This window comes from Pseudoalteromonas sp. PPB1 (assembly GCF_015356275.1).
GTDB lineage: Bacteria > Pseudomonadota > Gammaproteobacteria > Enterobacterales > Alteromonadaceae > Pseudoalteromonas > Pseudoalteromonas rubra_D.
The window spans coordinates 62171-82827 of record NZ_JACEQV010000001.1 but is presented as its reverse complement, the minus strand read 5'-3'; the positions used below and the strand labels follow the sequence as shown (position 1 = coordinate 82827).

At 50.2% G+C, this 20657-nt stretch carries 26 protein-coding genes and 1 riboswitch; of the genes, 21 read left to right on the top strand and 5 right to left on the bottom strand.

All coding sequences use genetic code 11. The features are described 5' to 3' along the window. Positions 1-3: 3 nt before the first annotated feature. The 14 genes from nqrE (at position 4) to ung (ending at position 12219) form a co-directional block, all read left to right on the top strand. A complete protein-coding gene (gene nqrE, locus IY568_RS00345) occupies positions 4-612 on the top strand; it encodes an NADH:ubiquinone reductase (Na(+)-transporting) subunit E (protein WP_010382927.1) in 609 nt (202 codons plus the stop codon). 20 nt (positions 613-632) lie between these two features. Next, positions 633-1859: an NADH:ubiquinone reductase (Na(+)-transporting) subunit F gene (nqrF, locus tag IY568_RS00340; RefSeq protein WP_125558002.1), complete on the top strand. Its 1227-nt coding sequence runs from the start codon at positions 633-635 to the stop codon at positions 1857-1859. 305 nt (positions 1860-2164) lie between these two features. Further along, the gene (locus IY568_RS00335; protein WP_194866506.1) at positions 2165-3193 is read left to right on the top strand and encodes an FAD:protein FMN transferase; all 1029 of its coding nucleotides are present in this window, start codon (positions 2165-2167) and stop codon (positions 3191-3193) included. A 109-nt stretch (positions 3194-3302) separates the two neighbouring features. Beyond that, positions 3303-3515 (top strand): (Na+)-NQR maturation NqrM, encoded by a 213-nt coding sequence (gene nqrM, locus IY568_RS00330; protein WP_010382924.1) that lies wholly within the window; start codon positions 3303-3305, stop codon positions 3513-3515. Positions 3516-3593: 78 nt separating this feature from the next. Then, positions 3594-4193 (top strand): histidine phosphatase family protein, encoded by a 600-nt coding sequence (locus IY568_RS00325; RefSeq protein ID WP_194866505.1) that lies wholly within the window; start codon positions 3594-3596, stop codon positions 4191-4193. 29 nt (positions 4194-4222) lie between these two features. Next, positions 4223-4342, top strand: a riboswitch (cobalamin riboswitch). 81 nt (positions 4343-4423) lie between these two features. Next, positions 4424-5218, top strand: coding sequence for an ABC transporter ATP-binding protein (locus tag IY568_RS00320; protein ID WP_194866504.1), 795 nt, complete (start codon positions 4424-4426; stop codon positions 5216-5218). Beyond that, positions 5218-6210 carry a FecCD family ABC transporter permease gene (locus IY568_RS00315; protein WP_194866503.1) on the top strand — a complete coding sequence of 331 codons (993 nt, stop codon included), beginning with the start codon at positions 5218-5220 and terminating at the stop codon, positions 6208-6210. Before IY568_RS00320 ends, IY568_RS00315 begins: the two co-directional genes overlap by 1 nt. A 16-nt stretch (positions 6211-6226) precedes the next feature. Next, positions 6227-7294 (top strand): nicotinate-nucleotide--dimethylbenzimidazole phosphoribosyltransferase, encoded by a 1068-nt coding sequence (gene cobT / locus IY568_RS00310; protein ID WP_194866502.1) that lies wholly within the window; start codon positions 6227-6229, stop codon positions 7292-7294. Next, a complete protein-coding gene (locus tag IY568_RS00305) occupies positions 7287-8063 on the top strand; it encodes an adenosylcobinamide-GDP ribazoletransferase (RefSeq protein WP_194866501.1) in 777 nt (258 codons plus the stop codon). Before cobT ends, IY568_RS00305 begins: the two co-directional genes overlap by 8 nt. Next, positions 8060-8599 (top strand): bifunctional adenosylcobinamide kinase/adenosylcobinamide-phosphate guanylyltransferase, encoded by a 540-nt coding sequence (cobU, locus tag IY568_RS00300; protein WP_194866672.1) that lies wholly within the window; start codon positions 8060-8062, stop codon positions 8597-8599. The genes IY568_RS00305 and cobU overlap by 4 nt, the downstream gene beginning before the upstream one ends. Before the next feature lie 2 nt (positions 8600-8601). Next, on the top strand, positions 8602-10083 hold the full coding sequence (locus IY568_RS00295) for a cobyric acid synthase (RefSeq protein ID WP_194866500.1): 1482 nt from the start codon (positions 8602-8604) through the stop codon (positions 10081-10083). After that, positions 10080-10679 (top strand): cob(I)yrinic acid a,c-diamide adenosyltransferase, encoded by a 600-nt coding sequence (cobO, locus tag IY568_RS00290; RefSeq protein ID WP_194866499.1) that lies wholly within the window; start codon positions 10080-10082, stop codon positions 10677-10679. The genes IY568_RS00295 and cobO overlap by 4 nt, the downstream gene beginning before the upstream one ends. A 29-nt stretch (positions 10680-10708) precedes the next feature. Further along, a complete protein-coding gene (locus IY568_RS00285; RefSeq protein ID WP_416365150.1) occupies positions 10709-11557 on the top strand; it encodes a cobalamin-binding protein in 849 nt (282 codons plus the stop codon). A gap of 2 nt (positions 11558-11559) precedes the next feature. After that, positions 11560-12219: a uracil-DNA glycosylase gene (gene ung, locus IY568_RS00280; RefSeq protein ID WP_194866497.1), complete on the top strand. Its 660-nt coding sequence runs from the start codon at positions 11560-11562 to the stop codon at positions 12217-12219. 45 nt (positions 12220-12264) lie between these two features. Here the strand turns inward: ung and IY568_RS00275 are convergent, their stop codons facing one another. Beyond that, the gene (locus tag IY568_RS00275; protein WP_010382909.1) at positions 12265-12456 is read right to left on the bottom strand and encodes a DUF3545 family protein; all 192 of its coding nucleotides are present in this window, start codon (positions 12454-12456) and stop codon (positions 12265-12267) included. Between the two features lie 308 nt (positions 12457-12764). Then, complete coding sequence (tal, locus tag IY568_RS00270; protein ID WP_138536287.1) at positions 12765-13715, bottom strand: transaldolase; 951 nt, start codon at positions 13713-13715, stop codon at positions 12765-12767. A gap of 301 nt (positions 13716-14016) precedes the next feature. Between tal and yaaA the strand changes: the two genes are divergently transcribed. Genes yaaA through IY568_RS24585 form a run of 5 tightly spaced genes read left to right on the top strand, consistent with a single transcriptional unit; the run spans position 14017 to position 16311 of the window. Next, complete coding sequence (gene yaaA, locus IY568_RS00265) at positions 14017-14796, top strand: peroxide stress protein YaaA (protein WP_194866496.1); 780 nt, start codon at positions 14017-14019, stop codon at positions 14794-14796. A 49-nt stretch (positions 14797-14845) separates the two neighbouring features. Then, the gene (locus IY568_RS00260; protein WP_125557975.1) at positions 14846-15082 is read left to right on the top strand and encodes a hypothetical protein; all 237 of its coding nucleotides are present in this window, start codon (positions 14846-14848) and stop codon (positions 15080-15082) included. A 55-nt stretch (positions 15083-15137) separates the two neighbouring features. Further along, entirely contained in the window at positions 15138-15563 is a 426-nt protein-coding gene (locus tag IY568_RS24595; RefSeq protein WP_228553053.1) for a hypothetical protein, read from the top strand. After that, on the top strand, positions 15533-15727 hold the full coding sequence (locus tag IY568_RS24590; RefSeq protein WP_228553052.1) for a hypothetical protein: 195 nt from the start codon (positions 15533-15535) through the stop codon (positions 15725-15727). The genes IY568_RS24595 and IY568_RS24590 overlap by 31 nt, the downstream gene beginning before the upstream one ends. An 8-nt stretch (positions 15728-15735) precedes the next feature. Beyond that, positions 15736-16311, top strand: a complete 576-nt coding sequence (locus IY568_RS24585) for an MFS transporter (protein ID WP_228553051.1) — start codon at positions 15736-15738, stop codon at positions 16309-16311. Here the strand turns inward: IY568_RS24585 and IY568_RS00250 are convergent. Further along, on the bottom strand, positions 16289-17083 hold the full coding sequence (locus IY568_RS00250) for a hypothetical protein (protein ID WP_194866495.1): 795 nt from the start codon (positions 17081-17083) through the stop codon (positions 16289-16291). The two genes, IY568_RS24585 and IY568_RS00250, sit on opposite strands and share 23 nt — an antisense overlap. Positions 17084-17217: 134 nt before the next feature. Beyond that, on the bottom strand, positions 17218-18450 hold the full coding sequence (srmB, locus tag IY568_RS00245) for an ATP-dependent RNA helicase SrmB (protein ID WP_010382902.1): 1233 nt from the start codon (positions 18448-18450) through the stop codon (positions 17218-17220). 67 nt (positions 18451-18517) lie between these two features. Here srmB and IY568_RS00240 point away from each other — a divergent pair, with 67 nt between their 5' ends. After that, positions 18518-19216, top strand: coding sequence for a tRNA1(Val) (adenine(37)-N6)-methyltransferase (locus IY568_RS00240; RefSeq protein WP_194866494.1), 699 nt, complete (start codon positions 18518-18520; stop codon positions 19214-19216). 134 nt (positions 19217-19350) lie between these two features. Continuing rightward, positions 19351-19884 (top strand): hypothetical protein, encoded by a 534-nt coding sequence (locus tag IY568_RS00235; RefSeq protein ID WP_125557963.1) that lies wholly within the window; start codon positions 19351-19353, stop codon positions 19882-19884. Positions 19885-19949: 65 nt separating this feature from the next. Here IY568_RS00235 and IY568_RS00230 read toward each other — a convergent pair whose 3' ends face one another. After that, positions 19950-20183 (bottom strand): helix-turn-helix domain-containing protein, encoded by a 234-nt coding sequence (locus tag IY568_RS00230; protein WP_010382895.1) that lies wholly within the window; start codon positions 20181-20183, stop codon positions 19950-19952. Positions 20184-20657: the final 474 nt, after the last annotated feature.

Genomic DNA, 20657 nt, shown 5'->3' with positions numbered 1-20657 from the left:
GAGATGGAACATTATCTGAGTTTATTTGTAAAAGCGGTTTTCGTTGAAAACTTAGCGCTATCTTTCTTCCTGGGGATGTGTACTTTCCTGGCTGTATCTAAGAAAGTCACTACCTCATTCGGTCTGGGTGTTGCGGTAATCTTCGTACTGGGCGTTGCTGTACCAGTCAACAACGTGGTTTATCACGCTATTTTGGCACCGGGCGCACTTGAGTGGTTAGGTTTCCCTGAAGCTGATTTAAGCTTCCTGAAGTTCCTGACATTTATCGGTGTAATCGCGGCACTTGTACAGATCCTTGAGATGACTCTGGACAAGTTCTTCCCGGCACTTTACAACGCTCTGGGTATCTTCCTGCCACTGATCACAGTTAACTGTGCAATCTTTGGTGCGGTATCCTTCATGGTTGAGCGTAACCTGAACTTCGGTGAGTCAGTGATCTTTGGCTTAGGTTCTGGTGTGGGCTGGGCACTTGCTATCGTATTGCTAGCAGGTCTTCGCGAGAAAATGAAGTACGCTGATATTCCTGATGGTCTGCGTGGTCTGGGTATTACCTTTATCACTGTAGGTCTGATGGGCTTCGGCTTCCTGTCATTCTCTGGTATTTCACTTTAAGGTAGCGAGGAAACTATACGATGGAAACTATTGTATTAGGTGTAAGTATGTTCATCGCTATCGTTGTGGTGTTGGTACTTATCATCATTGCAGCGAAATCTAAGCTGGTACCTAGCGGTGACATCATGATCGGCATTAATGGCGATCCTGAAAAAGCAATTAAATCTGCACCAGGCGGTAAGCTACTAAGCTCACTGGCTGATGCTGGCATCTTCATTTCATCTGCCTGTGGTGGTGGTGGTTCATGCGGCCAGTGTCGCGTCCACGTACACTCTGGTGGTGGTGACATTTTGCCAACTGAACTTGATCACATCACCAAAGGTGAAGCCCGTGAAGGCTGTCGTCTGGCGTGTCAGGTTGCAGTGAAAACAGATATGGAGATTGAAGTTGAAGACTCAATCTTCGGTGTGAAGAAGTGGGAATGTACGGTTATCTCTAACGATAACAAAGCAACCTTCATCAAGGAGCTTAAACTGGGTATCCCTGACGGTGAGGTTGTACCTTTCCGCGCGGGTGGTTACATCCAGATTGAAGCGCCTGCACACCATGTTAAGTACGCAGACTTTGATATTCCTGATGAATATCGTCCGGACTGGGAGCGCTTTGGCTTCTTTAACCTGGAGTCTAAAGTTGACGACGAAACAATCCGTGCATACTCAATGGCGAACTACCCAGAAGAGTACGGCATCATCATGCTGAACGTACGTATTGCGACGCCGCCGCCTAATAACCTGAGCCTGCCTTGTGGTAAGATGTCATCGTACATCTGGTCTCTGAAAGAAGGCGACAAAGTCACAATTTCTGGTCCGTTCGGTGAGTTCTTCGCTAAAGACACAGATGCAGAAATGGTCTTCGTTGGTGGTGGTGCTGGTATGGCGCCTATGCGTTCACACATTTTCGACCAGCTTAAGCGTCTTAACTCTGATCGTAAGATGTCATTCTGGTACGGTGCACGTTCTAAGCGTGAAATGTTCTACGTGGAAGACTTTGACGGCCTGCAGGCTGAAAACGATAACTTCCAGTGGCATGTTGCACTTTCCGATCCTCAGCCAGAGGACAACTGGGAAGGCTACACAGGCTTCATCCACAACGTACTTTATGAAAACTATCTGAAAGATCATGAAGCACCAGAAGACTGTGAATTCTACATGTGTGGACCTCCGATGATGAACGCGGCGGTTATCAACATGCTGAAAGACCTGGGTGTTGAAGATGAAAACATCCTGCTTGATGACTTCGGTGGTTAAGCTGAAATACTTATGATCTTAAAGTGGTTTTTAAGATAAAATAGAAGCCCCTTAGCAGTCATGCTGAGGGGCTTTTTTTATGGGTAATGCTCCGTACAGAGCGGGGGTTACTGGCAAACGATACCAATTTGCTTAATTAAGTGCTCTATTTTGAGGCGAGAAAATATGTTCGATAACAAGGAAAAAATTTGCGAACTTATACCTTAGGTAAAGGTTCTAAATGAGAAATTTTTAACATAGTTAGCGTCATATTTGCTCCGTCAAATTGAACAGGTATTAAGTGAAATTGGTATGAAACACAAGGGATGACACTGATGCTAAGACAGAGCCAGTTCTGTTTCATTTTCTTATTAAGTATGCTGCTTGTGGCGTGTGGCCAGGCAAGCAAATCAGCTGAGCCTATTGTGCTACAGGGCAGTACGATGGGCACAACCTATAACATCAAGGCTTTTCCACAGCAAAGCACACTGACTAAAGAGCAGTTACATACTGAGGTTGAGGCCGCGCTTAAAGCGGTGAATCAATCTATGTCGACCTATATTCCGGATTCAGAGATCAACCAGTTTAATCGTCTGGCTGCCAACCAGGTCATGCCGATCAGTGATGATTTCAGGAAGGTGATCGCTGAGTCAATCCGACTGGGTTTGTCAACTCAGACACTGGATGTCACCATGGGACCTTTAATTGATTTGTGGGGGTTTGGCCCAGACAAGCGTCCGACCAAGCGACCTTCTGAGCAGCAGCTGGCGCAAATGCGTGAGCAAATTGGCCTCGATAAACTGACTCTGACAGAAGCAGGTTTGGCCAAAACGTTGGATCATCTGGAATTGTCTTTCTCTGCCACGGCAAAAGGTTATGGCATAGATAAAGTGGCAGAACTGATCGAGTCGCACGGGATCAGTAACTATATGGTTGAAATTGGTGGTGAGCTGAGATTGTCGGGCACTAAACCTGAGGATGAGCCCTGGCGTATTGCCATTGAAAAGCCGGATGCACCGGTTGGGCAACGACAAATCCATAAAGTGATTGAGCCAGGTAAGAACAGTGTTGCAACTTCAGGCGACTATCGTATTTTCTATGAAATGGATGGCGAGACCTTCACCCATCTGATTGACCCGGGCACGGGTAAGCCTGTTAAACACGACCTGGTATCTGTAACAGTATTGCACCCATCTGCGATGACAGCCGATGGTCTTGCTACGGCCCTAACTGTGATGGGGACTGAACGGGCGAGAGCATACGCGGAGTTACATAACCTGCCAGTCTATTTGATCAGCAAAAGTGATGAAGGCCTGGAGGTTTACCCCAGCAGTGCGTTCATACCTTATTTATAATGAGATCTGCATCGCGAACGTTTTAACTTAGGTGCGTTTAGTTATATAATGAGCACAATTAACCGTCACCAGTCCGCGATAGCGGATGGATATGCAAAAGAGGCCTGAAATGTCACTATTTTTACTTACCTTTGGGTTGTTGTTATTGATCGCCGTTGCGATGGCAGTCGGGGTCATAGTACAAAAGAAATCAATGGCCAGCAGTTGTGGCGGTCTGGGCTCTATGGGTATCGACAAGATCTGTGATTGTGATGACCCGTGCGACAAACGTAAGAAGCGTCTCGCAAAAGAGCAAATGTGGAAGGAAAACCAAATTCTCTAATCCACTGACATCATCGAAAACGCAAGCCCTGGCTTGCGTTTTTACGTTTCGGACCCCGAATAACAGTGCCCTAGCTTAATGCAACGAACCCTGTATTTTATTCGCCACGGCGAACCCCGGGAAACCGGCCGTTTGCTCGGAAGTACTGATATGTCTGCAAGCGCGTCGGGCAATGAACAAGTGCATGCCCAACTCGAGGTGTGTGATGGGATTGCACAGGTGATTGCCTCTCCATTGCAGCGATGCCAGGCGGTCGCTCGTACGTTTTGTGAAACCACCGGTTTGCCACTGCAGATAGAACCTCGACTCAGTGAAATGCATTTTGGTGACTGGGATGGTGAACGCTACGACACGCTCTGGCAGTCAGCACGAGCACCTGGCATCGGCGACTTTTGGCAAAGTCCCTGGCAGCACACCCCGCCAAATGGGGAGTCCATGTCGGCATTCCATCTACGTTTATATGATTGGTGGCAGCAGTTCACCGCAAGCCCCTCATGTGAGCCTGTGGCGATTGTCACTCATGCGGGCGTTATTAAGCAATTACTGGCCATCTGGCTGGGTTTACCTGCTGAGTTTGATAGTCACTTGTCTCGTGCAGAGATCGGATACGCCAAAATGGTTAAAGTATCGGTCTTCTTTGATGAGACCGGTCAAGCCTGGCCGAAAGTTGTGTTTTAGACGTCTGGACTTCATAATAAGGCCTAAATTTAGCATCGTATTGTATTGGCAGTCATTGGGAATGAGGTGTAAATCCTCAGCTGTCCCCGCAACTGTAATAGACTGAGAGTCTGAAGCCAGATACCAAGGCCAATACCTACACTTAAGCGGGCGCACTTAAGTCAGTTCAGAACGTCAGTCGTGACAACGCGAATGGCTGGCTCTGCGCTGCTGCCTGCATTTGAGGCGGTATGACTTCACCACAAATCTCCGTGCATAACCTGAATCTGACATTGGGTGACAAACCTATTCTGACAGCACTTAATTTTGCCATTCAACGTGGCCAGTTTATTGGTCTGATTGGGCCGAATGGGGCAGGGAAGTCCAGTTTATTACGTTGCCTGTATCGCTACTGGCATCCTAGCGAGGGGGAGATACGCTATGCCGGCAAATCTTTATCCGATTATCCTCGCCGTGCCTATGCGCGCCAGGTGGCGGTGGTATTGCAGGAGATCCCCAGCCAGTTCAACCTGGCGCTGTTCGAGGTAGTTGCCATGGGCGTGACGCCGCATAAAACGCTGTTTTCAGCTGTTAATACAAGGGATAAGCAACTGATCCTGGAAGCCCTTGAGCGGGTCGGCCTGAGCCACAAAGCACAACAGCAATTTGATGCTCTGTCGGGCGGTGAAAAGCAACGGGCGATGATCGCCAGAGCCATGGTACAGCAGCCTGAACTGCTGATCATGGATGAGCCCACCAGTCATCTGGATGTGAAGTATCAGATCCAGATCATGGAGCTGGCTAAGGCCATGGGGGTGACCGTTATTGCTTCATTTCATGATCTCAATCTTGCAGCGGCACTCAGCGATGAGTTGCTGGTACTGGAGCAAGGTCACTTGCTTGCTCAGGGAACCCCGTTAGAGGTGATAACGCCGGGCTTACTGAGTGATGTTTTTGGCGTCTGTGCTGACGTTGAGACAGTCCCCGGGCCGGATCGCAATGCGTCGGGTGTGCCACACATTCGTTATCACTACGGGTATCAATAATGAAGGCCTTGCTTATACCCGGGTTGCTCTGTGCCTGTTTGGCCAGCATGCTCACTGCACTGTCTGTCGGGGCAGTGTCACTTAGCTGGAGTGAGGTCTGGCAGGCTTTAAGCAGTTATGACAACAGTGTGCTGAATCAAAAGATTGTGGTTGAACTGCGATTACCACGTACCTTGCTGGCTTTTTTTGCGGGGGCCGGGCTGGCCATTGCCGGGCTTATTTTGCAAACCGTGACCCGCAACCCGCTCGCCGATCCGTATTTATTTGGCATTTCCTCCGGGGCGTCATTTGGTGTGGTGTTGTTGGTTGTATTATTTGGTGTACAAAGCGCACTGGCCTTATCCGGTGCGGCGTTTGCTGGCAGCGCAGTGGCTATGAGCCTGTTGTTGCTCATTGCGTTTCACAAAGGCACAGCACTGGTCGAGAACATGTTGTTGTCAGGTGTCGCGCTGACCTTTTTATTTTCTGCCTTTACCAGCTTACTGCTCTATTGGAGCGACCCGCAGGCCATAAGTGCCATTATATTCTGGAGTCTGGGCAGTTTCAGCCGTGCAGACTGGCAATGGCTGTGGTTACCCGCTCTGGTCGTGTCGATAGGCTGTACAGTGATGTTACTGATGCGCCGAAGCCTGAATGCGTTGTTAGTTGGTGATGAGAGCGCAGTAACCTTAGGTGTGAATGTACACAGGCTAAGACTGGGCATGTTGCTCCTGGCATCTATGCTGACCGCCGTGATTGTCGCTGCCTGCGGTGGAGTTGGGTTTGTTGGCTTGATGATCCCCCATATTGTGCGCTTTTTTATTTCGCAGGTTCGTACACTGGGTATGTTGGCAACCGCTTTATCAGGTGGGCTCATGATGCTGTGGGTTGATGTGCTGGCCCGTACCCTGATAGACAATCAGGAGCTTCCGATTGGGGTGATCACCTCCGCCATCGGCAGTGTGTTTTTCTTATCGCTGCTAATCGCCAAAAAGCGCGCTGCCAGCATCTGACCTAACAGGAGACTTTATGATCCCACCACTCAATCGCCAGCATGACGCTTATATTCAGCACACCATAGATATGAAGACCAAACCTCAGGGCGCGCTGGGTAAGCTTGAGACATTGGCACATCAGCTAGTGAGCATTTTGAGTCAGGGCATGAGTCGCGCCCAACTTGAAGCCGAAAAACCCGCCATTGTGCGGCCGCAGATGCTGATATTTGCCGGCGATCATGGCATTGCTGCCGAAGGTGTTTCCATTGCACCCAGCGAGGTGACCGGTCAGATGGTAGCCAATTTTGCCACGGGTGGCGCAGCCATTAATGTCTTGTGTACTCAGCTTGGCTGGCAACTGAGTGTGATTGACTGTGGTATTTTGATACCGCCAGCTCCGATTTTGGGTGTTGTATCACAGCGCCTTGGCCACATTACCCGGCCATTACATATTGAGCCCGCTCTGAGCAAAGCACAGCTTGATCAAGGCCTATTGTACGGTCAGGAAGCTGTACAGGCGGCACTGGACTCGGGGTCAAACGTGTTTGCGTTGGGCGAAATGGGGATCGGCAACACCACGGCCGCTGCGGCCATTTTCTCGGCTCTGAGTGGGTTGACTGGCGCTGAAACGGTTGGGCGTGGCACCGGCGTTAGTGCAGAAGTGGTGGAGAAAAAACAACAACTGATTGATCAGGCTCTGCTGTTACATGGTGACGCCCTTCATGATCCACGAGAGGTGTTGCGTCGCCTGGGCGGGTTTGAGATCTGTCAAATGGTTGGTGCTATGCTGGAAATTGCCCGTGTACAAAAGGTCATTCTGGTTGACGGCTTTATTGCAACAGCCGCGGCTATGCTGGCGTGTCGCATTGAACCTGCCAGTCAGGATTATATGGTGTTTGCCCATTGCTCAGGTGAGCAGGGACACCGGCGCATGCTGAATGAGCTAAATGCCGAGCCATTGTTGGATCTGAACATGCGCCTGGGTGAGGGATCCGGTGCGGCAATGGCATTGCCCCTGTGCCAAAGTGCGCTGGCATTTTACTATCAGATGGCCAGCTTTGAGTCGGCGGCTGTCACTCAGGTGGTAGACACCCATGAGTGAGCTAAGGCAATTCAAGCTGGCGGTGATCTTTCTGACCCGTATTCCCTTTAAAGTGTCGGGCGAGGTCAGCGATCAGGATATCAACCAGGCCAGCGGCTACTTTGCCTGGGTTGGTGTGCTCTTGGGTGCCCTGTTAGCCTTTCTCTATGGTGTGCTAGCCTTTATGTTGCCAGCTGGCATTGCGGTAATAATAACGCTGAGTGCCGGGCTGATCATAACGGGTGCATTTCATGAGGATGGCTTCGCGGATGTCTGGGATGGCTTTGGCGGTGGCTGGAGTGTGGCCGATAAGCTGACCATTATGAAAGACAGCCGACTGGGCACCTATGGTGCGGCGGCATTGGTTCTGCTACTGCTTACCAAGTTTCAGGCTTTACTCTCCTTAAGTGAGCAACTTGCTTATGTATGTGCAGCTATCCTGCTTGGCCATGGTCTGAGCCGGGTTATGGCCACCAGTATCATTGGTAAACTGGACTATGTTCAGGCAGATGCGCAAAGTAAAGTTAAGCCTGTTGCCCAGTTTCTTTCTACAAAAAGTAAGCAGTTACTTTATAGCTGTGGCTTAGTTTTATTAATAGTGAGCTGGTTTGCCGGACTGTTTACTCTATGGCAGAGCGTTGCGCTGTTTGTCGCACTGTGGTTATGCCGTACAGGCTGCGCTTACTGGTTTAAACGCCAGCTCGGCGGTTATACGGGAGACTGTCTGGGCGCGGCACAGCAACTGGCGGAAGTCACGGTGTATTTATTTTGTCTGGTGGTCTGGATATGACGGGTCGGGTCGAATTTATTCTGGGTGGTGCGCGCTCTGGAAAGAGTCGGTTAGGTGAGCAAAGAGCCGAGCGCTGGTTCAGCGACGGTAAAGTGGCCCGGTTAATTTATCTCGCGACTGCACGACCCGAGGATGAGGAGATGGTTTCGCGGATCGCCCATCATCAGGCATCGCGCCCGGCATACTGGCAGCTTATAGAAGAGGCCTGGGCGCTGGATCAAGTGTTAGCCAGCCTTGCGTCCGATGATTGTGTGGTGATTGATTGTCTCACCTTGTGGTTAACCACGGCATTATGTGACTACTCTGACTCAGCATTTCAACACCAGCGCGCGGCGCTGCTGAGTGCTCTGCGTGCCACTCGTGCTCGGGTGATCCTGATCAGTAATGAGGTGGGCCACGGCATAGTGCCGCTTGGTGAACTCAGTCGCCGCTTTGTTGACGAATCCGGCTGGTTGCACCAGGACATCGCCGCTTTGGCAGACAGAGTCGATTTTGTGATGGCGGGTTTGCCACTGACGCTAAAAGGAGACAATTGAGTATGAACACGTTAATGGTGCAGGGAACAACGTCAGATGCCGGAAAAAGCACGTTAGTGGCGGGCTTGTGTCGGGCATTGCAGCGCCGTGGTATTGAGGTCGTACCGTTCAAACCGCAGAATATGGCGCTCAATAGTGCAGTTACCCCAGATGGCGGAGAAATAGGCCGGGCTCAGGCATTACAGGCCATGGCTGCAAAAGTACCCTTGAGCACAGATCTAAACCCGATTTTACTCAAACCGAATTCAGATACGGGTGCCCAGGTCATTGTGCATGGCCGTGCGCTCAGTAATATGGAAGCCGCAGGGTATCATGACTACAAAAAAGTCGCGATGCAGGCGGTACTGACCTCACATCACAGGCTCAGTGAACAGTATGGCCTTTGCGTGGTCGAAGGGGCCGGCAGCCCGGCGGAAATTAATCTGCGAGAGAACGACATTGCTAACATGGGGTTTGCCTGTGAGGTTGATTGCCCGGTGATCATCATTGCCGACATCGACAAAGGCGGTGTGTTTGCTCACCTGGTTGGGACCCTGGCGCTGCTCAGCGACTACGAGCAATCTTTAGTGAAAGGCTTCGTGATCAACCGGTTTCGGGGCGATATCGAGCTGCTACAGAGCGGGCTGGACTGGCTGGAGCAGCATACCGGTAAACCTGTGCTGGGTGTATTGCCTTACTTGCACGACCTGGCATTGGATGCGGAAGATGCCGTGACGATAGCAAATCGCATGAATAACCCCGAAATTAAAGTGGCCGTATTGCTGCTGCCACATATTAGCAATCACACCGATTTTGATACTTTGCGGTTAGATCCCAAAGTTGATCTGCGTTATGTGCGCCACACCGAAACCATAGGTGCAGCTGACTTAGTGATCATCCCGGGCAGTAAGAATGTGCTTAACGACCTGGCTTTTTTGCGCGCAGAAGGGTGGGACAGTGAGTTGCGACGCCATCTACGTTACGGCGGTAAAGTACTGGGGATCTGTGGAGGATATCAGATGCTGGGGAATACCATTTGTGACCCTCAGCAGGTTGAGTCAACACAGGGTAGTATTCCAGGCCTGGCGATGGCAGATTTTGAGACCCAACTGACAACAAATAAAACCCTGACTCAGGTGCAGGCAAGCTGTTTGTTGAACGGTCAGCAGACCCATTTGAGCGGTTATGAGATCCATTGTGGGATCACCCAGGGGGTAGCCTTAGCGCGACCTTTTTTACAGTTTGACGCGCACCCATCAGGGTGGCAAGTTGATGGTTTTATCAGTGAGGATAACCAGCTGGCCGGCACCTATCTGCACGGACTGTTTGATAGTCCCGAGGGACTGACCAGTGTGCTGAGCTGGGCCAGTGATGGCTGCTACAGTGGTAGTGGATTTAACCTGGCAGAACACCGTGAGCAGCAATTGGAACGGCTGGCAGATATGTGCGAAACCCATTTAGACATAGATAAAATTCTGGCAATTAGTGAACAGAGGACAGCATGAGCGAACATAATCAGGATAAACATAAGGCAAGACAGCAAAAAGTGAAAGAGCAGGTCGATGCCAAAATCGAGCAGGCACAGGAAGAAAAAGGCATCTTGCAGGTGATCACTGGCAATGGCAAAGGTAAGTCTACCTCAGGCTTTGGCACGATTGCACGGTGTGTGGGCCATGGCATGAATGCTGCCGTGGTACAGTTTATTAAAGGCATGTGGGAATGTGGTGAGCGTAATTTGCTGGAACGTGCGGGTGTGCCGTTTGCTGTGATGAAAACGGGCTTCACCTGGGAGACACAAAACCGCGAGACAGATACCCAGGCGGCGCAGGCTACCTGGCAACAGGCAAAGCTGTGGCTGCAGGATGACAGTATCGATCTGGTCTTGCTGGATGAACTCACTTATATGGTCAGCTACGACTATCTTGATCTGGATGAAGTGATTACGGCGTTGGAAAATCGCCCAGCGATGCAGTCGGTGATCATTACGGGTCGTGGGGCACATCGTCGTCTGACAGAGTTGGCCGATACGGTCAGTGAAGTACGTAACGTGAAACACGCGTTTGAAGCGGGGATCAAAGCGCAAAAAGGGTTCGATTTCTGATGAAAGCAGTCCTGAATATCTGGCTGGGTATGCTGGTTTGTCTGACTGCAAGTCAGGTCTGTGTAGCTCAGGCCTCTGAACAGCCGGCTAAACGGATCGTGGCTCTGGCACCGCATATTGTCGAGAACTTATATGCTATAGGGGCTGGCGAGCGGATTGTTGGGACCGTAGAGTATGCGGACTTCCCGGCTGAGGCCAACCAAATTCCCCGTATTGGGGGTTATCATGGTATTGCGCTGGAAAAGTTACTGGCCTTGTCGCCCGATCTCGTGATTGCCTGGCAGGGTGGCAATCAACAAACAGAGCTGGATAAGCTTGAGCAGCTAGGTGTGAACGTGGTGTACAGCGAAACCAAAGCCTTGCAACAGATCCCGCATTCTCTGCGCTGGCTGGGCCAGTTAACCGGGCTGGAAGAGAAGGCTGAGCAAGTAGCCCGGCAGTTTGAGCAAGGTATGGCTGAACTGCACAAGGAGTATCGTTCTGCAGCGCCTTTGTCCGTGTTTTATCAGCTATGGCCAGCTCCGATGATGACGGTCAATGGCACCACCTGGATCCATCAGACGCTTGAGGTGTGTGGGGCCAGTAATGTGTTTGCCGATGCAACGACATCCTATCCGCAGATCAGTATCGAAAATGTGCTCCTGAAACACCCGCAGGTAATAGTGATCCCGCAGGAAAAATCTAAACAAGTCCAGCCCACCATAGACTGGCATAAGTGGCCAGAAATCCCGGCAGCCAAACATGAACAATACATTGAGGTGAATGCGGATCTGCTACACCGTTATACGACCCGTGTGCTTGAAGGGTTAACTCAGTTATGTGATAAACTGGATGCTTCGCGAACTTACTATCAGCAACTTAAACTAGCCGGGAAATAAATATGACAACCTGGAATGACGTGCTCGGGCACGAAAAACAACAAACGTATTTTCAGGACACCCTGAACTATGTCGCCGAGCGTCGGGCGCAGGACGTTACCGTCTATCCTCCTGAGGATTTGGTGTTTGAGGCATTCAAGGCCACGCCGTTCGATCAGGTCAAGGTTGTGATCCTGGGACAGGATCCCTACCATGGACCAAACCAGGCACACGGACTGTGTTTCTCTGTACTGCCAGGTGTTAAGGTGCCCCCGTCATTGGCCAACATGTATAAAGAATTGGAACAGGACATCGCGGGTTTCCAGGTCCCCAATCATGGCTATCTGCTACCCTGGGCTGAGCAAGGCGTACTGCTACTCAATACTGTGTTAACAGTCGAGCAGGGACAAGCACACTCCCACAAACACCTCGGTTGGGAACGCTTTACCGATGCCGTGATCGAGCAGCTCAATCAGCGCACTGAGGGCATGATCTTCCTGCTCTGGGGTGCACATGCACAAAAGAAGGGCAAAGCGATCGACACACAACGTCATCACGTATTGCACGCACCACACCCTTCTCCGCTTTCAGCACACCGCGGCTTTTTCGGTTGTCAGCACTTTTCGCAAACCAACACGCTATTGCAAAGCATGGACAAAACGCCCATCAACTGGCAAGTCTGAGTTTAGATTTAAAAAACAAAAAAGGCGCTCAATGCGCCTTTTCAGTTAAATAAAGTCAAGCTCGTCCAGATCGATGCTGTCTGCGAATATGTCCAGTTCTTCCAATTCCTTACGCAGGCGTTGTTTGTCCTTCAGCGCTTCAATTTCGCGCCACTTTCTTTTTTTGCCTTTAGATGAGGTTCTTTTCTTTGGTGCAGGACTTTCTAGTGTTGAAATAAAATCGTCTAGGCTATCCATGAATTTCTCCTATTGATGTACTAACCTCAAAGATTTGTGTTTACGCATTACTCAATTTGAATGAAAAACACACTTCAAGTAATGCTGGTATACCACAGACAGGAGAAAAGTAAAATAAAAATGTGTCCGTTAGGTTAAAAGCAGGTGACAGTTTGATGAAGCTCAAATTTGCTTCAAGTTTTGCCGAGGCCAGAAGAACAGAGTGCTGCGAGCGGGGAGGTGGATGAATTGGGTCATCAATTTCAGGGCACAAAAAAACGCCACATCAGGTGGCGTTTTTTAATCAATATGCTTAGTGCAGTGTCTGCTTACAGCGCCTTAAAGCGAGTTTCCAGCGTTTCCTGGGCAGCTGCAAATGCACGAATACCTTCAGCCAGCTTTTCGGTGGCCATGGCATCCTGGTTGTGTAACCAGCGGAATTCGCTTTCGCTCAGCGGAGCAGGTTTAGCCACAACTTCGTAGTTGTTGTCTAGCAGGTACGCTTCAGTGGCTGGCAATTCACCCAGTTCCTCTAGCAAAGCAGGGCTGATAGTCAGCTTGTCACAACCTGTCAGGGCTACGATTTCGCCTGTGTTACGGAAGCTGGCACCCATCACAACGGTGTTATAACCGTGGCGTTTGTAGAATTCGTAAATGCTGCGTACTGACTGCACACCCGGGTCTTGCAGTGGATCAGTCGGCTTTTCCAGACCATTGGCCACGTGCCAGTCAAGGATCCGACCTACAAAGGGTGAGATCAGGAATACATTTGCGTCAGCACATGCGCGTGCCTGAGCCTGGCTGAATAGCAAAGTCAGGTTACATTTAACGCCTTGCTTTTCCAGAGCTTCTGCGGCTTTAATGCCTTCCCAGGTAGACGCGATTTTGATTAAAATTTTGTCTTTGCTGACACCCAGTTGCTCATACAGCGCCAGTAACTGCTGCGCTTTAGCAATGGTCGCTTCGGTATCGAACGATAAGCGTGCATCGACTTCGGTTGAGATATAACCCGGTACAATGTTAGCAATCTCTTTACCAAGCAGAACGGCAAAGTAATCACAAGCCAGTTCCAGTTGTTGTGCCGCATCGTCATGCTGGCTCTTAGCGTAGTCCCAGGCTGCTTTCAGGTAATCCTGATAAGCAGGCATCTCGGCTGCTTTTAATAGCAGAGACGGGTTAGTGGTGGCATCTTCCGGTTGGTGTTTACGGATTGCCTCGATATCTCCGGTGTCGGCGACGATAGATGAATGCTGTTTTAGCCTATCTAATGCTGAAGTCATGCTGTCCTCATTCCAATTCATTGCAGCGTGTCAAAAAGTCTACTGTCCCTATGTTGCATTACCGTGACCTGTGTGAATAGGTCATATGTCCTTATCTGCGAGGTCGTGCCACGAGAAAGTCCGAATGCGTGATGCGGGGGCGCACTTCGTCAGTCGGGGGTCTGCGTGACGAACTGCAAACAGGCTGGTCTGCCAGCAACTGGGCAAGCAGTGTCGAGCCCCCGAAAAATATTGCGCTTGCGCTCACCGGGGGATAGTGTTGAAATTGACATTTATCAATAGTTAAGTCAATAGGCAGGCCATGATCACTCTCGTTTCCCCGGCAAAAAATCTCGATTATGATACCCCGGCGCACACCGCGCGTTTTACCCAGCCCGAGTTGCTCACGCACAGTGAAGAATTGATCAGCGTGTGTCGTGACTTGTCGCCGCAACAGATTGGCACCTTAATGAAGATCAGTGACAAGCTGGCGGGCCTCAATGCCGCGCGCTTCGCCGAGTGGTCACAACCTTTCACCTCTGATAATGCTAAACAGGCTGTGCTGGCCTTTAATGGTGATGTGTACACTGGTCTGGATGCATCGAGTATGGACGACGCCACATTGGATTATGCGCAGCAACATTTGCGTATTCTGTCTGGCCTTTATGGGGTACTGAAGCCATTGGACCTGATGCAGGCGTATCGTCTGGAAATGGGCACTAAGCTGGATAATCCGCGCGGTAAAAACCTCTATGAATTTTGGGGCAGGATCATTGCCGACAAGCTCAACGAAGCGCTGGAAGCCTCCGATAGTGAGGTACTGATTAATCTGGCGTCCAATGAATATTTCAAAGCGGTAGATAAAAAGGCACTCAAAGCAGAGATTATTTCGCCTGTGTTCAAAGACTGTAAAAATGGTCAGTTCAAGGTCATTAGTTTCTATGCCAAAAAAGCCCGTGGCATGATGGCTCGGTATATTCTTGACAATCAGGTGGAATCACCGGAGGCACTGAAGGCGTTTGATGTTGCAGGTTATTACTACAGCGAAGAAGCAACGCAAAAAGCCAGTGAGCCGGTATTTTTGCGCGCAGAGCAAAACTAGTTCGGAGTCTGAGACGATGAGCAGGATAAGGATAATCAGAGGCTTAGGTATGCTTGCTGCAATAGGGATGGTGGCAGGGTGTCAGGGCCAGCTCAATACGCGTGTTGGCGGTGTGCAGGTAGAGTGTGAGCACAATGAACGCGCCTGCTTACAACATTGCCAGGAAGATTATATCAGCGCAGATCCACTGCAAACGCAGTGTATCCAACGCTGTTATGAGCAGGCGAATCAATGTCGTTTGAGTAAGCCTGCTGAACCCAGAACAAACTCGCCTGAGTGGGAGTGATCCCCTCTGCTTTGGTGTATAAACACCGTGTCTCTCATCTTTGGAGTATGTCTCATTGAATAAAAATGTCTTGCTGCTGGCCTGTTGTCAGGGCCTGATCACAACAGGGAACATCCTGCTTGTGACCATTTCCGCATTGGTGGGTCAGTTGTTGAGCCCGTCGGCGGCGCTGACCACTTTGCCGGTGGCAATGCAGATGGCTGGGCTATTAATGGCGACCATTCCGGCGTCGCTGATTATGGCGAAAACCGGACGCAAACTGGGGTTCTCATTAGGCAATCTGATTGGTATTAGTGGTACTTTGCTGGGGGTCTGGGCGCTCAGAGAAAGCGACTTTGCACTTTTTTGTGTGGCGACCACTTTAATAGGGATAGGGATCGGCTTTGCCACCTTGTATCGATTTGCGGCCATAGAAGCCAGTGATAAGCCCGCCACGCCATTTCGATCATCATGGCCAGTGGTGTTGTCGCAGCGGTTTTAGGGCCGAACCTGGCCGTCTGGGTGAACGAGGTGTATCCGGCATTGAATTATGCCAATTCCTTTGTGGCACTCAGTGGGTTGTACATTCTGGCTTTGCTATTGTTGCAGGGCGTGCGCTTTACTGAGGTCGACACACACTCCTCCCAGGCACGGCCCGGACATTGAAAGAAATTATGGCACAGAAGCAGTTTCAGCTGGCGGTGCTGGTGGCCATGATCAGTTATTCCGTCATGAACTTTTTGATGACTGCGACGCCATTGGCCATGCATCGCCATGGATTTGACCTGGCAGACTCCGCACTGGTCATTGAATGGCATGTACTGGGGATGTTTCTGCCATCTTTCTTTACCGGCAAGCTCATTGAGCGCTTTGGTGCGCGAGTCATGATCCTTGCGGGCTGTGTGCTGTATCTGATCTGCGCCGGGATTAACCTGCTGGGGTTGACGCACTGGCACTTTTTGTTGGCTTTATTTGCGCTTGGCGTGGGCTGGAACTTTATGTTTATCAGCGCCACACAACTGGTGAGTCAGACTTATGCGCCGCAGGAGCGCGCCAAAACACAAGCCTGCAACGAGTTTTTGGTCTTCAGCATGGTGGTGGCATCATCACTCAGCGCCGGGTTTTTGGAAGCCACCGCGGGTTGGCAGGCGTTAAATGTGTGGAGTATGCCAGTGGTGTTGGTCGCTCTGATTGCGACCGTTTTATTGTCCAGAGGAGCTTCGCCGCTTACACGTTCACCGGCAGGCTGAGATAAGCAAGCACCACTTCATCGCGAAAGCCGATATCCTGATGTTTACCTTCGTTGCGATAATGTCGGCACATGGCTGTTGCATCCCGTGCCTGTGTTTTCAATAACGGACTGGGCATATCAACGCGAAGTGCGGCACGGTGCCATTTCTCAGTTAATTCGTCAGGAGGGGAGGGCAAAGAGGGCAGCACTTGCTCTACCAGCTCAAAGGCACTGCCCTGAGCAACAAGTATCATATCGTCGTTGGCGGCGGCAAACCAGCTAACACCGGCTTTGTTCACACATACTAAAGGGATAAAAGGGGCCAGCGCCGGAAAAATATCATTGCGATATATATCGACCTCCCAGTAGCTTCGAGCGATTTTAACGAACTGCTCAAAGCTGGTGATGGCACCAAACCCAGATTCTGCGAGTAAGCGGATCTCCGCCCGCGGTTTATTGGGATTGACGGTGTCATTGGCTGCATCTATGTACCAGGGCCCAACCACCAGCGCATTCTGAAAGTATTCATCCCGCAGAGATCCCCATACCGGTTCGAGCGTCAGGCCACTGTCCAGCAGCGCTTTAAGCGGTTGTAGTGCCACGTCGACCTGCGGTTTGGCCAGAGCCACTTTGAGAGCATCATGAATGGCATTACGGACTTCTTTGCACCGTCCCAGTGGGTAGGGTTTGCCTGCAAAGGTCGGGTATTTCTGTGCTAATGCGGGATCGATATTAAGACGCAAATGGGCCAGATAGACTTCCAGGGCGGTAACTTGGTCGGGTGTGAGCATTGGGCTTCCTGCGATAGAGCATGTTTATACGCAAGTGTAACTGCTTGCTCCATGTGAGAAAAGGGGCCTGAATATAAAGGGTGAGGCCTGAGCAAAAAGAAAAAGGACGTCTCAGACGCCCTTTCGCTTATGGGTTACTTTTTCTTTTTTGTTTTGGCCTTAGCGGCTTTTTTCTTCGCTTTGATTTTGACTGGATCTTTTTTCTTTTTCGGTAACTTGGCTTCTTTGTGTTTCGGCTCCAGCCCCTCAACCACACGGCGTTTCAACTTTTGCTCCGTGTAGCGCTCAACTTTACCCAGGATCTCGGCATCATGGGCTTCAACCAGTGAAATGGCGGTGCCTTTTTTACCGGCACGACCGGTACGGCCAATACGGTGTACATAAATGTCGGCAGTACGCGGCATATCAAAGTTAATCACATGGCTGATATCCGCGACGTCGATACCACGCGCCGCCACATCGGTGGCGATCAGGATGCGGGTGCGACCACTGTGGAAGCTGGCCATGGCGGCCATGCGCTTGTCCTGGGGCATTTCTCCGCGCAACCAGGTGGTCTTAATGTCCTGGGTATACAGCTCGCCAACCAATTTTTCCAAACGCTCACGGGTCTTCACAAACACGATGGCCTTGGTCACTTCTTCGCTTTGTAGCAGGTTAGCGAGAATGGCCAGCTTGTGCTGATAGTCATCTGCCAGGTGGATCCACTGGTGGATTTTGCCCTTTTCTTTACGTGATGACTCGGCCTCAAGTAGTGCCGGATCTTTTAAGATACGCTCGGCAAACAGCTCGACGCTGTCACCTTCCAGCGTGGCAGAAAACAGGAAACACTGACGGCGGTTCTTTGCTTCGTTGCAGATCTTAAGCATTTCTTTTTTAAAGCCCAGGTCTAGCATGCGGTCGGCTTCATCGAGGATCAGCAGCTCAACATTGTCGGCATGGAAGTTTTCGGTCTCAAGATATTCCATCAGACGGCCCGGTGTGGCTATCAGAATGTCGTTGTTCTTTTCGAAGATTTCTTTGTGACTACCATAGTTAATACCACCGGTTACCACACCGATTTTCAGGTGCGTGCCTGCTGCCAGTGCTTCGCATTGCTCAAACACCTGATAGGCTAGCTCACGGGTGGGCGTCATGATAAGTACACGGGCAAAGCCGGGATCGCGACGCGGAAAATCCATCAAATACTGAATTGCCGGGATCAGGAAGGCTGCTGTTTTACCTGTGCCCGTTGGCGCAGACGCCAGTATATCACGGCCCATCAGAGCCTCCGGAATGGCCAGCTGTTGAATGCTGGTGGCCTGCTCAAAGCCCATTTTTTTTATGGCAGTCAGTAGCGTGCCGTCGAGATCGAATTCAGTAAATTGCATAGTGCATCACAAATAAAGGACAATAGCGGAATTATACTTGGCAATCTGGGTTTCTCAAAGGAGCAAAATGGCAGGCTTTGCATTTAAGCAATTTACGGTGGCACAATCGCGTAGTGCAATGAAGGTATCGACCGATGGGGTGTTATTCGGCGCCTGGGTTTGCGTGACGGGCACACAACGCATGCTGGACATCGGTGCTGGTACCGGGTTACTGAGCCTGATGTGCAAGCAGCGCGCTCCATCACTGATGATCGATGCGGTTGAGATTGATGCGCAGGCCTGTCTGGATGCCCGAGACAACGTCCATGCCAGCCCCTGGCAGGGTATTCGGGTGCACCAGACTCCCATTCAGACATTTACTGCAGATCAGCCCTATGATTTGGTGATCAGCAATCCACCGTATTTTAATCACAGCTTAAAAGGGCCGAATGTTGCCCGAAATACCGCCCGCCATACTGACAGTCTGAGTTTTTTGCACTTGATTGAGGCGTTTAAGCTGCACAGTCACGCACAAGGTCGGCTTGCGGTCATTTTACCGGCTAAGGAAGGACTTGCGTTTATCGCACTGGCACAGCAGCATGGCTTGTACCTTGCTCGTCGCTGTGATGTCACGATGACGCCTGGCAAGCCCGTTAGCAGGCTGATGCTGGAATGGCAACGAGCACAGACTGGTCTGGTTCAGGAAGCCTTGTGTGTGAGAACGCAGGATGGCGCATACAGCGCAACGTTTATTGATCTGTGTCGTGATTTTTATCTAAAAATGTGACCCTCAATGGCGGCGTAATGGGCACTCATGCAGTAAGCTTATGTAATATCTAAGCAGTGTGAAAAACGCTAGACTCGCAAATATCGATAAAAGACTGAACTGGATCATTCCGGACTCAGTGCAAGGAGCCGATCATGGATCAAGATACTCAAATCATTTGTAACTTTCTGAGCGATATTAACTTGCCCCATGCGCTTTGCCCCGTGGAAGGTAAGATGTTTCTGCCGGGCCTGCAAATTGTGCATGGCGTGCTCCACATAGACATAGATAAGCTGGTTTGTCCTGGAGACATATTGCATGAAGCAGGGCACATTGCGGTATGTGAGCCGATTTTTAGGCCTCAGCTGCATGAAGACGTTTATAAAAACGGGCTTAAAAATGGGCGCGAAAAACAAGCGATGGAAGGCGAAGAAATGGCCGCAACTGCCTGGTCCGTTGCCGCGATTTGGCACCTTGGGCTGCCCATAGATCTGGTGTTTCCGGAAAACAGTTATCAGGGAATGAATCAGGCACTGAAAGAAAACTTCGAAAAGGGTGGAATATTTGGCGATCCGCTGCTGACGGCCTGGGATATGACCTGTCCGGATAAGGGCTTTCCTACCATGACAAGTTGGATCAGGGAAGTGCGCTGGTTGAATGAGTTACCAGAGCCGCTGGCGCAGGCTTAATGAGGGGATGAGTACAATTAAAAATCCTCAGAGCTACTCGCGCAGAGTGCTCTGAGGGCAGAATATCAGGCCTGGCCGTGCTGACGTATCTTAGTCAGAAAATCTGAGACGTCGACAGAGCAGAAAGTGACCATGGCAAAAAATTGGTTGAGTTTTGGTTGACCCACATCGCGCTCCCAATTTTCATATGTTTTACGACACACGCCAAGCTGAGTCGCCATTGCTTGTGTTGTCACACCTTTATTTTTTCTCAACTTCCTGAGGTCATCACCAGTGATGTAGCGGGAAAAAAATTCCATATTGTTAGTTCCTTTGATTATTGTTTTAAAGGTAAAGCCGGGTGGGGTTGATGCTATTTTACGTATGATCTAAAAGACACCAGCCCGGACGCCTATTGCTATTTCCTGCAATGGGTAATTTGTAACTCAGATTGCAATGAAAAAAATAATAATGTGCAACTTTTTTTCAGGTTATGAAATGATTCATTGATAGTAAGGATTTCGCGAATCTTGCCAGCGGATAGGTAAGAGACATAATCGTTATTAATATGAGCTTTAAGACTTTGTGATAAATTAATTGCTAGCGCAAAGACAGATGTTCCTTTTTGATTGACCTGAATACGGGGTGAACAATACAATATGCCACCATTTTCTGGCCTATTGAATATTGTTAGTAGGTTGTACATCGGCAGATGGGCATTATGTTGGCCTCTGTCTCTAAACCTGACACATTTTATGTATAGGTTGAGGTCAATACAGTTGCTGATTTTAGCA